At 73.6% G+C, this 12,485-nt stretch carries 10 protein-coding genes; 2 read left to right on the top strand and 8 right to left on the bottom strand.

From position 1 onward, the window contains the following. Nucleotides 1-33 precede the first annotated feature (33 nt). A complete protein-coding gene (locus tag VGE38_RS17165; RefSeq protein WP_331143776.1) occupies nucleotides 34-1,356 on the bottom strand; it encodes an aminotransferase-like domain-containing protein in 1,323 nt (440 codons plus the stop codon). An 87-nt stretch (nucleotides 1,357-1,443) separates the two neighbouring features. Between VGE38_RS17165 and VGE38_RS17160 the strand changes: the two genes are divergently transcribed. After that, nucleotides 1,444-2,082, top strand: coding sequence for a GNAT family N-acetyltransferase (locus VGE38_RS17160; protein ID WP_331143775.1), 639 nt, complete (start codon nucleotides 1,444-1,446; stop codon nucleotides 2,080-2,082). 129 nt (nucleotides 2,083-2,211) lie between these two features. On the opposite strand, the gene trxA is transcribed toward VGE38_RS17160, so the two are convergent. The 7 genes from trxA to VGE38_RS17125 form a co-directional block, all read right to left on the bottom strand. Next, nucleotides 2,212-2,544, bottom strand: coding sequence for a thioredoxin (trxA, locus tag VGE38_RS17155; RefSeq protein WP_331143774.1), 333 nt, complete (start codon nucleotides 2,542-2,544; stop codon nucleotides 2,212-2,214). Nucleotides 2,545-2,649: 105 nt separating this feature from the next. Beyond that, complete coding sequence (gene trxB / locus VGE38_RS17150) at nucleotides 2,650-3,636, bottom strand: thioredoxin-disulfide reductase (RefSeq protein WP_331143773.1); 987 nt, start codon at nucleotides 3,634-3,636, stop codon at nucleotides 2,650-2,652. A gap of 85 nt (nucleotides 3,637-3,721) precedes the next feature. Next, nucleotides 3,722-4,426 carry a hypothetical protein gene (locus VGE38_RS17145; protein ID WP_331143772.1) on the bottom strand — a complete coding sequence of 235 codons (705 nt, stop codon included), beginning with the start codon at nucleotides 4,424-4,426 and terminating at the stop codon, nucleotides 3,722-3,724. Between the two features lie 73 nt (nucleotides 4,427-4,499). Beyond that, the gene (gene sigM, locus VGE38_RS17140) at nucleotides 4,500-5,135 is read right to left on the bottom strand and encodes an RNA polymerase sigma factor SigM (RefSeq protein ID WP_331143771.1); all 636 of its coding nucleotides are present in this window, start codon (nucleotides 5,133-5,135) and stop codon (nucleotides 4,500-4,502) included. Then, nucleotides 5,132-6,970: a protein kinase family protein gene (locus VGE38_RS17135; RefSeq protein WP_331143770.1), complete on the bottom strand. Its 1,839-nt coding sequence runs from the start codon at nucleotides 6,968-6,970 to the stop codon at nucleotides 5,132-5,134. The genes sigM and VGE38_RS17135 overlap by 4 nt, the downstream gene beginning before the upstream one ends. Nucleotides 6,971-7,067: 97 nt before the next feature. Next, nucleotides 7,068-8,690: a murein biosynthesis integral membrane protein MurJ gene (murJ, locus tag VGE38_RS17130; protein WP_331143769.1), complete on the bottom strand. Its 1,623-nt coding sequence runs from the start codon at nucleotides 8,688-8,690 to the stop codon at nucleotides 7,068-7,070. Then, nucleotides 8,687-10,936 (bottom strand): hypothetical protein, encoded by a 2,250-nt coding sequence (locus VGE38_RS17125; RefSeq protein ID WP_331143768.1) that lies wholly within the window; start codon nucleotides 10,934-10,936, stop codon nucleotides 8,687-8,689. The genes murJ and VGE38_RS17125 overlap by 4 nt, the downstream gene beginning before the upstream one ends. Here VGE38_RS17125 and VGE38_RS17120 point away from each other — a divergent pair. Beyond that, a complete protein-coding gene (locus VGE38_RS17120) occupies nucleotides 10,935-12,479 on the top strand; it encodes a CCA tRNA nucleotidyltransferase (protein ID WP_414690999.1) in 1,545 nt (514 codons plus the stop codon). The two genes, VGE38_RS17125 and VGE38_RS17120, sit on opposite strands and share 2 nt — an antisense overlap. Nucleotides 12,480-12,485: the final 6 nt, after the last annotated feature.

Raw genomic sequence — 12,485 nt, 5'->3', positions numbered from 1 at the left:
GTCACCGGTGAACCGGGGATTCCGCGCACCCGGTCAGTGGACGTCGGTGCCCGGGTTCTCGACGCCGCGCGAGCCCAGGCGGAGCTCGGCGGTGTCGGTGCCGGTGCCGAAGGTCGAGTGGAGCTCGATCTCGGCCTCGAGCACGCCGGCGAGCCGGCGTACGCCCTCGCGGATGCGGTCTGGGGTCGGGTAGCAGTACGACAGCCGCATCGCCGAGGACCCGAACCCGTCGGAGAAGAAGGCCGTCCCGGGGACGTAGGCGACCCGCGCGGTGACCGCTCGCGGCAGCATCGCCTTGGCGTTGATGCCGGGCGGGAGCGTCAGCCAGACGTAGAAGCCGCCGTCGGGGACGTTCCAGCGCACGGCGGCCGGCATCAGGTCCGAGAGCGCGGACGTCATCGCGTCGCGCCGCTCGCGGTACATCTCCCGGAACTGCTTGATCTGCCCCTGCCAGTCGTGCTGGGCGAGGTACGCCGAGATCGCCATCTGGCTGAACTGCGGCGGGCAGAGCGTCGCCGACTCCTGGGCCAGCACCAGCTTCTCGCGCACCGAGGCGGGTGCGAGCGCCCAGCCGACGCGGAAGCCCGGCGCGAACGTCTTCGAGAACGAGCCGAGGTAGATGACCCCGTCCGCGGCGTCGGCGCGCATGGCGCGCATCGGCTCCCGGTCGAAGCCGAGCAGGCCGTAGGGGTTGTCCTCGAGGATGAGGATGCCCTCGGACTGGCAGATCTCGAGGATCTCCGGCCGCCGCTCGGCCGACAGCGTCACGCCGGCGGGGTTGTGGAAGTTCGGGATCGTGTAAAGGAACTTGATCCGCTTGCCCGCCGCCTTGGTGGCGCGGATCGCCTGCCGCAGCGCCTCGGGCACCAGCCCGTGGGCGTCCATGTCGGCGTGGACGACCTCGCACTGGTAGGAGCGGAACACACCCAGCGCGCCGACGTATGACGGCGCCTCGCAGATCACGACGTCACCGGGGTCGCAGAACACCCGCGTGACGAGGTCGACGGCCTGCTGCGAGCCGACCGTCACGACGACGTCGTCGGCGCTGGCCTCGATGCCCTCGAGCCGCATCACGTCGCAGATCTGCTCCCGCAGCTCCGGAACGCCCTGGCCGGAGCCGTACTGCATGGCCACCGGGCCCTGCGTGGCCACCAGGTCCGAGATCGCCCCGCCCACCACGTCGAGGGGGAGGCCGGAGATGTTCGGCATGCCGCCGGCCAGCGAGACTACCTCGGGCCGCGACGCGACCGCGAACAGCGCCCGGATCTCCGAGGCCGTCATACCGGCCGTCCGCGCTGCGTACCGGTCGACGAAGGGGTCGAGGACGTGACTGTGGCGCGCGGGCTGGATCTCCATGGTCCTACTAGCATGAACGATGGCGGCCCGTCCCGCACGGCCGGGCCGCCAATCGGGCGCATCACACGCGTCACACGGGAGGTTGCGATGGCCCGCAGGACGGTGCCGCTGACCCTGGACCGGTACGCCGCACTCGCGGCCCCCTGCCGCGAATGCCTCTTCTGGGAGCTCGACCCGGTCCGGCGCCGGGCGGTCCGGGACGACGAGCAGACGCTCGAGAAGGACGCCTGGCTCTCGCACGTACTGCGCGAGTGGGGATCGTGCGGTCGCGTCGTCGTGGCCGACGACCAGCCGGTGGGGTTCGCGGTCTACGCCCCCGAGGCGTTCGTCCCGGGCGCGGCCGGCTTCCCGACCGCTCCGATCTCCTCCGACGCGGTGCTGCTCACCACCGTGTGGGTGGACCCGGCGCACCGCGGCGGCGGCCTCGGCCGGCTGCTGGTGCAGGGGATGGCGCGCGACCTGATCGACCGCGGCGGGGTGCGCGCCGTCGAGGCGTTCGGCGCCCTCGACCGGCGTCATCCGTGCGCGACGCCCGCCGAGTTCCTCACGCGGGTGGGCTTCAAGACCCACCGGCCGCATCCGAGTGCGCCGCGGCTGCGCATGGACCTCAAGGGCGCCGTCACCTGGCGCGAGGAGGTCGAGGGTGCGCTGGAGCGGCTGCTGGGCGTCGTACGGCCTGCGAAGGCGGCGCCGAAGGCGACCCGCGCCCACCGCGGCCTCCGATGACGCTCACCTGAGGCCCCCCATGACAACTGCCCCGGTTCCACGTGGAACCGGGGCAGTGTGGCCGGCACCTGACAACCTCAACCATCCACCGGCGTGTCGCGGTGGAGGAGGTCAGGTGCCCGCGGGGGGTCAGGCGTTGATGAAGTCCGCCAGCTCGTTGAGCAGGGCCGCCTTCGGGCGGGCGCCGACGATCGACTTCACGACCTCGCCGTTCTGGTAGACGTTGATGGTCGGGATGCCGGTCACCCGGTAGCTCGACGGCGTGACGGGGTTCTCGTCGACGTTCATCTTCACGAAGGTGATCTTGTCGCCGTGCGCGCCGGCGATCTCGTCGAGGATCGGCGCGACCTGCTTGCACGGCCCGCACCACTCGGCCCAGAAGTCGACGAGCACGGGCTTGTCGGCCTTGAGGACGGTCTGCTCGAACTCGGCGTCGGTCACGGCAGCGATGTTGTCAGCCACAGAGGGCCACCCTTCGGTTGAGCCGGCGGTGCCGGCGGTGAACGTAACGTCTGTGCATCCCAACAGCGGGCTCGGGCCGGTTCATTCCCGGCGCGACGGCCCTCGTCAGGGGGTCAGGATCGGGTCGGCGGCCTCGTCGAGGAGCGCCGTCTCGTTGTGCTCCAGCAGCGCCAGGAACCGCTCGGCGTCGAGCGCCGCGGAGCAGCCCGACCCGGCGGCGGTGATGGCCTGCCGGTAGGTGTGGTCGACCAGGTCGCCGGCGGCGAAGACGCCCGTGAGGTTGGTCGCGGTCGAGCCGGTGCGGGTCAGCACGTAGCCCTCGTCGTCGAGGTCGACCTGGCCGCGGACCAGCTCCGAGCGCGGGTCGTGGCCGATCGCGATGAACAGACCGGTCGCCGGCATCTCGCGGGTCTCGCCGGTGACGGTGTCCTTCAGCGTCAGCGACTCCAGCCGGTCGGTGCCGTTGATCGACTCGACCGCGGTGTTCCACTCGATCTCGAGCTTCGGGTCGGCGAACGCGCGCTCCTGCATGATCTTGGAGGCCCGCAGCTCGTCGCGACGCACCAGCAGCGACACCTTGGAGCCGAAGCGGGTCAGGAAGGTGGCCTCCTCGACCGCGGAGTCGCCACCGCCGACGACCGCGATGTGCTGCTCGCGGAAGAAGAACCCGTCGCAGGTCGCGCACCAGGACACGCCCCGCCCGGAGAGCGCCTCCTCGTTCGGCAGGTCGAGCTTGCGGTAGCCCGAGCCCATGGCCAGGATCACGGCCTTGGCGGTGTAGGTGTCGGTCGCGGTCTTCACGACCTTGACGTCGCCGGTGAGGTCGACCTCGACGACGTCGTCGGCTACCAGCTCCGCGCCGAAGCGCTCGGCCTGGGCCCGCATGTTGTCCATCAGCTCCGGGCCCATGATGCCGTCGCGGAAGCCGGGGAAGTTCTCGACCTCCGTCGTGTTCATCAGCGCGCCGCCGGCGGTCACCGAGCCCTCGAAGACGAGCGGGTTCAGCGAGGCACGGGCGGCGTACACCGCGGCGGTGTAGCCGGCCGGGCCGGAGCCGATGACGATGACGTTGCGGAGCGCGGCGTCGGACATGACGGACCTTCCGTTGAAGCCTGGATATCGATGCGCGTCTATGCGCACCGTCTGTAACCGATCCTAGGTGAGGATTCTTCCCCCATCAGCGCTGGCGCACGGGCACGGACGCCAGCAGCTCGCCGGTGCCGCACGCCAACAGGTCGGCGCGGCGCTGGCTGCCGTCGGGCGGGCGGACCGCGAGCACGGCGGGCGTCCCGTCGAGCATCACCGGGACGAGCTCACCCGGGCCCCAGGCCGCGGGCGCACAGGCGGCCCGGAGGTCGAGCAGCGCACCGGGCGACCCAGAGTTCGATCGAGAGTCGGACCCAGAGTCCGATCCGGAGTCCGCGTCCGCGGGGGGCAGCCCCGCCACGAGCGCGCGTACGTCGGCCGCGAGCCGCTGCGAGGAGACCGGACGCCATCCCTGCTCGCTGTAGGCGTCGGCCAGCCGGGGATCCACGGCGAGCGAGCCGCCCTCGGTGAGGCTGTCCTCGCGGACGCTGCCGCCCGCGCTGCCGTCCGTGCTGGACTGGCTCGCGTCGGGCGAGGAGGTGGTTAGGAACTGGCCGACGGCGACCCCGCCGACGACGGCTGCCGCCGCGGCCACCAGGCCCACGCGCGTCCACGCCCGGCCACGGGTCGCACGCCGCGCCGCCAGCGAGGAGACCGCCGGGTCCGGCTCGCCCTCGGACCGCTCCGCTCCGAGCTCGGCGAGGACGGCGTCGAGGCGGTCGGCGACGTCGGCCGGCATCGGCTCGTCGTGACGGGCCTCGGCGAGCAGCCGGCGCACCAGCTCGTCGTCGTTCACGGGCGGACCTCCTCTCGGGGTGGGGACGCGGATGGCACGGATGGCTCCGGGGTCCGGAGCATTGCGGGAACGGTCAGGCCGGTGGCGCTCGCGCGGGTCGGTCCGGAGGTGGGACGGCCGGCGGCCCGTCGGGGTTCCCCTCCGCCGGCTGCTCGCCGTCGGACAGCAGGTCCCGCAGCATCCCGGCCAGCCGGACCCGGCCGCGCGAGCAGCGCGACTTGACGGTCCCGACCGGCACCTCGAGCACGTTCGCCGCCTCCGCGACCGAGTAGCCCTCCATGTCGACGAGGACCAGCGCCGCGCGTTGCTCGGCCGGGAGCTCGGCCAGGGCCGCGAGCACCCGCCGCCGACGCTCGTCGGCCTCCGCGCCGGCGTGGACGTCGGCGGTCGGATCGGGCAGGTCGGGGACCTCGGTCAGCGGCGCCGTGCGGCGTACGGCCGCGGCGCGGAGCCGGTCCAGGCAGGCGTTGACCACCACCCTGTGGAGCCAGGTGGTCACCGCCGCGTCGCCTCGGAAGGACGCGGCCCGGCGGTAGGCGGCGATCAGCCCGTCCTGGAGTCCGTCCGCGGCGTCCTCGGCGTTCCCGGTGGTGCGCAGCGCGACCGCCCACAGCCGGTCACGATGCCGCCCGAAGAGCACGCCGAACGCCGTCACATCGCCCGCCACGTGGTCCGCGAGCAGCTGCGCGTCCGAGCGGGTGTCGCTCATGGTGCCGGCCGGCCGGTCACGGTGACGTCGACCAGGTCCGCCCGGAAGCCGTCGCGCACCTGCGGCAGCTGGGTGATCCAGACGGTCACGAACCGGCCGGTGGCCGGCGTCACGAGCGGCACCGTGCTGTGCGCGAGCGACGTCAGCTCCGCGACCGGCTCCAGGCCGGCCACGGTCGTCGGCTCGGTCTCGGTGACGTACAGCGCGACGGTGGCGCCGTCGTCGGCCCAGTCCAGGACGACCTCGGTCACCGTGCTGGGCTGCTGCAGGTCGACGACCAGCCCCACCCCGGACTTCAGCCCGCCGGGCCCGAAGTTCTGCCTGTAGGTCGCGGTGCGCCAGGCCGTGTCCCGGTCGCCGTCGACCGCTGCGGCCACCAGGTCGGGGTTCTCCGCGCCGTCGTCGCCCTCCGGGTCGAGATCGATGGCGGTCAGGCCCTCGAGCACCACCGCCGCCGTCTCGCTCGGCGCGGTCGTCGGCGCGGATGGTGAGGGCGTCCCGTCCTCGCCGGACAGCAGGTTGCCGTCACGACCGAGCGAGTAGGCGGTGACAACACCGACCACCAGCAGGACCAGGACGGCCAGCGCGATCCCGAGCCGCAGCCAGCCGCGACCCGGCACCTCGCCCTGCTCCTCACCCGCCCCGGCCGGGGACCAGGGCCAGAAGCCGGGTGCGGCGTCCTCGCCGCCGTCGTCCGGCTGGGGAGCGGCGGCCGCGGACCCGCGGCGGGCGGTGTCCCCGTTGCTCGGCTCGGGAGCGAACAGCGGCCGCTCCGGCGGGGGCTCGAACGCCGGCGGCGGCGGAGCGGGCTCGGCGCGCGGACTGAACCACCCGACCTCGCCGCTGTCCTCGAACACCGGCGTGCCGAGCGCTGTCGCCTCGCCGGTACCTCCGGTCGGGTCGGCCGTCTGCTCGGCCAGTTCCCCGACCGGCTCCTCAACGGGCTCCTCAACGGGCTCCTCAACGGGCTCAGCAGCCGGCTCCACCACCGGCACCGCCTCAGTCGGCGCCAGGTTTATGGTCACCGGCCGACGCGCCGTGGTGGCGAGCCGCTCCGGCAGCCCCGTGGGGTCGCCGACGAAGGCGCTGAGCAGCTCGTGGATCTCGCGTGCGGTGTTCGGCCCCGCATGCTTGCCGTGGGGGCGGTTGAGCACCTCGTCGACCAGGTCGTCGAGCGTGCGGGGCACACCGGCCCGCACCTGCCGCGGACGCAGCACCCGGTCCTGGTGCAGCCCGCGCTCGACCGGCGCCCGGGGTACGCCGGACTCCGTCTGCCCCGCCCACCGACCGGTCAGCGCGCAGTGCAGCAGCCCGGCGAGGTCGACCACGTCGACGGCGATCCGGTCCGGGCCCAGGCCGTAGAGGGCGGCCTCGACCGCGAAGCCGATGATGCGCACCGAGCCGTTGTGGTCGATGAGGACGTTCTCGGGGATGAGCCGGCCATGGGCGATGCCCGCCTCGTGGGCGACGGTCAGGGTCGCCGCCACCTCGTCGGTCACCCAGGCAGCGAGCCGAGGCGGCAGCGGCCCCTCCTCCGCGAGCCTGAGATCCAGCGAGGCACCCTCGCCCCACTCGTTGACGACGTAGCAGATCCGGCCGTCCCGCTCCGCGTCGAGCACCCGCAGCAGCCGGCTGTCCACCACCTGCGCCGAGGCCCGGGCGGCGGCCATCAGCTGCGGTGCCCGGTCGTCGTCGGCGTCGAGGACGTGGACCGCGACCGGGCGGGCCAGCACGGTGTCGTAGCCGCGCCAGAACCGGCCCTCGCGGCTCTCGCTCATCAGGTCGACCAGGCGGTAGCGCCCGATCAGGACGTCGCCGGGGCGGTTGGTCACCATGAACCGGTCCTCCCCCCGCCCGACGTACCGATGCGCCGACATCGTAGGACGAACCCACCCCTGGTGGCGGAGGGACGCACGGGTAGATAGGCCGGCGTCAGCGCCGGATCCGAGCGGTGACGGTGCCGACGATCTCCGTCACCTCGGTGATCCGCATCGTCCGGGCGAGCGCCAGCAGGACGACGAGCGCGGCGCCGCCGACGGCCGCACCCACGACGAGCGCCCCCGGCGTCGAGTCGGCCAGGTCGAGCGGGGCCAGGGCGGCGACGACGGCGGCACCCGCGGCCACGGCGCCCAGGACCGCGAGGGCAAGACGCACCAGGAAACGCACCAGCACCGGGGTCTGCAGGCCGCCGAGCCGCCGGGACAGCACGACGTAGGAGACCACCGAGCCCACGGCGTACGACGCGGTGTAGGCGACGACCAGCGCCGGAGCCGTGCCGTGGTCGTCGGAGACGCCGACGAGGACGACCGCGGCGACGATGTTGGTGGCCGCCACGGCGCACTGGATGAAGAAGACGGTGCGGTTCTCCTCCCGGGCGTAGAAGCCGCGCAGCAGCAGGTAGTGGACCGTGAAGGCGATCAGGCCGGGCCCGAAGAGCCGGAGCGTGTCGACGTAGTTGTCGACGGCGCCGGCGGCGGCGCCGTACCCCCACACGACCTGGGCGACCGGGGCCGCGAGCAGCGGCAGCAGCGCGCCGAACGGGACCACCACGGCGAGCGCGGTGCGCAGTGTCGGGGCCAGGGTCCGGGCCAGGCCGCGGCGGTCGGCGTCCGCGGCGTACGCCGAGAGGCGCGGCAGCAGCGCGGTCGCGAGCGAGACGGTGATGATCGAGTGCGGCACCATCATGATCAGGAACGCCGAGGAGTAGACCGTGTAGCCGGTGCCGTCGGGGTCCGCCTCGGCCGTACCGGTCGAGGCGAGCCGGACGACCACGGCGTAGGCGATCTGGTTGACCACGACGAACAGCACGGTCCACACGCCGAGCCGGAACGTGTGGCTCAGACCGGCGTCGCGGAAGTCGAAGCGCGGGCGCAGCGAGACACCGGCGGCGCGCAGGAACGGCACCAGCACGGCGAGCTGCAGCGCGATCCCGAGGGTGGACCCGAGGCCGAGCAGCAGCGTCTCGCCCTGGCCGAAGCCGGGGGCGTGCGGGTCGCCGGCGCCGTAGACGACGAGATAGAGTGCGAGCACCGCCGTGGCGACGACGTTGTTGGCGATGGGCGCCCACATCATCGGACCGAACCGGCCGCGGGCGTTGAGGATCTGTCCGACCAGGACGAACATGCCGTAGAAGAAGACCTGCGGCAGGCAGAGCCGGGCGAAGGAGACCGTGCTGTCGAAGGCGGAGTCCGGCCAGGAGTCGTCGACGAAGATCCGCATCACCCAGGGCGCGGCCAGCACCAGCACCACCGTGACCGTGGCCAGGAAGAGCGCGACGAGGGTGAGCAGCCGGGCGGTGTACGCGTCACCGCCGTCGGGGTCGCCCTTCAGGGCCCGCACCAGCTGGGGCACCAGGACGGCGTTGATGACGCCGCCGGCGACCAGGATGTAGACCATGTTGGGCACGGTGTTCGCGATCGTGAACACCTCGGCGTGCAGCGAGTTGCCGAGCGCCGCCGCGAGGAGGGCCGAGCGCACGAAGCCGCTCAGCCGGGAGACGGTCGTGCCGGCCGCCATCACGGCGCTGGAGCGCAGGATCGAGCTGGTCTCGCTCACGGCGCGCCCGTGAGGGTCGCGGGGTCGGGCTGAGGAGTCTCGGCCGCCTCCGGGGCGGGGGTACGGCGGGCGGCCCGGATCCGACGGAACAGCCGGACGCCGATCGCACCGAACAGCAGGGCGGCGCCGACGCCGAGGAAGAGCCAGATGATGCCGCTGACCTGGGCGGCGCGGATCGGCACCCGGGTCGCGCCGCCGAGCGCGACGCCCTCGGAGTCCGTGATCCGCAGCGAGACGTTGTGCAGGCCCGCGCGCTGGGTGTCCGCGGAGAGCAGCACCGTCGCCCGCCCGTCGCCGGCGACCTCCACGTCGCTGGGCACGCCGATGGTGATGCCGTCGCCGCCGACCGGCTCGATCTCGACGGTGACCGGCTCGGGCAGGCCGTTGACGACGGTGGCGGCGAACCGGCCGTTGGAGCTGGACAGGGTGACCGCGGCCGGCGCCTGGACCTCGATGTCGTCGAGCATGGCGAGGATGGCCTGCCGTGACGCCACCGCGGGGTCCGTGACCGCGCCCCGCGCGAGGTAGGCCAGCGTGGCCAGGGCCTCGGCGCTCACCTCGTCGGCGACCCGGTCGTTGCGGGTGAGCACCCGTTGCAGCGTCCTCCCGGCGGCCATCAGCCGCTCCGCGGCGACGAAGGAGGCCCGATCGATCTCGGCCGCCTGCTCGTCGGCCGGGTAGGTCAGCTCGACCTCGCTGTCGGCGGGGGCCGGTGCGCTGGCGAGGGACGTGAGCCCGCTCAGCCGCAGCCAGGGCTGCTCCAGGCCCTCGGCCAGGGCGGCGTCGGGACGCCACCGGCTCGGCAGCGTCACCAGCAGCGGTGGACGCGTCGGGTCGAGCAGGCGCAGCGAGGCCTCGGCGAGCAGCCGCTGCCGCAGCGGTACGCCGGCCAGCGGGTCGCCCGGCGTGGGGCCGCCCCGCGCCGCGGCCGAGGAGGAGAGCAGCACTCGGCGCTGCGCTGCGGTGGCGACGACCGGCGCGGCGCCGGCGATCGGGTCTGCGGTGTCGCTCGCCTGCTGGGGCTCGAGCATCTCGTCGGAGAGCAGCACCGGGAGCTCCGGCTCGACCAGGTCGAGGGCCTCGGTGGTGATCCGTCCGCTGGCGGGTGCGTTGACCGGCGTCACGTCGACGCCGAGCTCCTCGAACACCGCGGCGCTGCGGGTGCGCGCGGTCTCGTAGAGCGCCGGCGCGTGCGTGGCGGTGGCCGCCAGGTCGAGGTCGCCGTACGGCAGCGCGAGCGTGTCGCTCTCGGCGAGCACCTGCCGCATGCCGGCCAGCCAGCCGGTCGCGAGCGTGGTGGCCGTGACGGTGGCGGTGTCAGTCGCGGGGTCGGGCTCCGGCGTGGAGCTGGCCGAGGGGGAGGGCGCGTCCGACGCCTCCGGCGCCGGGTCCTCGGCGTCCGGCTCCTCGGCCCCGTCGGTCGGCCCGATGTCGCGGGCGGGGTTGCCGGCGGCGAGCTGCTGGACCGCGTCGATGACGGCCGGGTCGACCAGCCAGCTCAGCCGGTCCCCCTCGGGCGCCGTGCCGAGGGCGAGCAGCCGGCCCAGCCGGCCGTTCGGGCTCAGCAGGCCGACCCACCCGGTCACGTTGGCGAGCCGGCCGTCGGCGTTGCGGAAGATCCGCGCGCGGACCGGCACCACCACCGCGGCCTCGACGGGAGAGGCGGTGGCGCGGCGTTCCGTGCGGCGCGTGACGAGCGGCAGCAGGGTGCGGGCGCGTCCGTCGGCGACCTCGTCCCAGCCGTCGGGGCCGGAGCCGAGCGCGTGGACGCCGTACCAGTAGACGCCGTCGGCGACGACGCCCCGGGCGCGCAGCACGCGCCGTGGGACGGTGAGCTCGAAGGCGACGCTCGAGCCGGCCTCGAGGAGCGGCACGGTCGCGAAGGTTCCCGGGTCCAGGATCCGGTCGCCGACCGGAGCCGCCGGGTCCAGGTCGGCGGTCGCGATCGAGGAGGCGAGCTCGGTGACGGTGGTGACCGGGCTGCTCGCGACGAAGGGGGCGATCGTGACGTCCTGCCACGGCTCGGTGTCCGCGTTAGTGACCCGGCCGCGGACGACGACCGGCCCGCGGGCCGGGACGACGCTCGGGGTGAGCGACTCGATCGCGACCCGAAGGGGCGTGTCGTCGGCGACCCGCGCGGCAGCGGGTGGTGCGAGCACCGCGAGCCCGGTCCCCATCAGGCCGAGGAGCGTCACCAGGGTCGCCACCGCGGCCGGGGCACGCCAAGACGACCGGGGACGGGGCATGGCGTCGAGGATATCCGTCGGAAGGGACGCCCTGGGGCTTGGGAGACACGCCCTAGACTCGTCCCTCGTGTCCGCCGCCGATCCCTCCGCCCCGCTGCCGTCCCTGACCGTGGCGGACGTGCAGCGCTCGGTCACCGCGGAGCTGGATCGCATCGGCCCGGTGATCGACGAGCTCGGCGCGCTGTTCGCCGAGGCGGGCCACGAGCTGGCGCTCGTCGGCGGGCCGGTTCGGGACGCGATGCTCGGCCGGCACCACAACGACCTCGACTTCACCACCTCGGCCCGCCCTGACGACACCGAGCGGCTGCTGAAGCGGTGGGCGCGGCAGGACCCCTCGGGGGCGACCTGGGACATGGGCCGCGACTTCGGCACCATCGGCTGCCGCAGAGGACCGTGGCAGGTCGAGGTGACGACGTACCGCTCCGAGGTCTACGACCCGACCTCCCGCAAGCCCGACGTCGACTTCGGCGACTCGCTCGCCGGCGACCTCGTACGCCGCGACTTCACCGTCAACGCCATGGCGGTGCGGCTCCCCGGCCGCGAGGTCGTCGACCTGTACGGCGGCGTGGTGGACCTGGCCACCCGCACGCTGCGGACGCCGGGCACCCCGGAGGCGTCGTTCTCCGACGACCCGCTGCGGATGATGCGCGCAGCCCGCTTCGCCGCCCAGCTCGGGTTCACCGTGGCGCCGGAGGTCGTGGCCGCCATGACGGAGATGGCGGAGCGGATCACGATCATCTCCGCCGAGCGGGTCCGCGACGAGCTGGTGAAGCTGGTGTGCGCGCCGTATCCCCGCCTCGGTCTGACGCTCCTGGTCGACACCGGGCTGGCCGACCGGGTGCTGCCGGAGCTGCCGGCACTGCGGCTCGAGCGCGACGAGCACCACCGCCACAAGGACGTCTACGAGCACACCCTCACCGTGCTGGAGCAGACCATGGACCTGGAGCCGCGGCTCGGGGACGGTCCGGACTTCGTCGCGCGCTTCGCGGCCCTGATGCACGACGTGGGCAAGCCCCGCACCCGGAAGTTCGTCGGTGACGGGTCCGTCACCTTCCACCACCACGACGTGGTCGGCGCCAAGCTGACCCGCAAGCGGATGCAGGCGCTGAAGTTCTCCAACGCCGAGATCGACGCGGTCTGCCAGCTCGTCGAGCAGCACCTCCGGTTCCACGGCTACGGCTCGGGCGAGTGGACCGACTCGGCCGTGCGGCGCTACGTCCGGGACGCGGGGGAGCAGCTGGACCGGCTGCATGTCCTGACCCGCGCCGACTGCACCACGCGGAACAGGAAGAAGGCGGAGCGGCTCGCGCGCACCTACGACTCGCTCGAGGAGCGGATCGCCCGGCTCTCGGAGCAGGAGGAGCTCGACTCGCTGCGTCCTGCGCTGGACGGCAACCAGATCATGGAGATCCTCGGCCTCCGACCCGGCCGCGAGGTCGGCGAGGCGTACCGGTTCCTCCTCGAGCAGCGCATCGAGTCGGGGCCGATGAGCGAGCAGGAGGCCGAGGCGGTGCTGCGAGCCTGGTGGGCGGAACGTCGCTGAGCGCGG

It is taken from the genome of Nocardioides sp., from assembly GCF_036405735.1.
In the GTDB taxonomy this organism is placed as follows: domain Bacteria; phylum Actinomycetota; class Actinomycetes; order Propionibacteriales; family Nocardioidaceae; genus Nocardioides.
The sequence above is the reverse complement of the archived record's forward strand: the minus strand, read 5'-3'. Positions and strand labels throughout refer to the sequence as shown.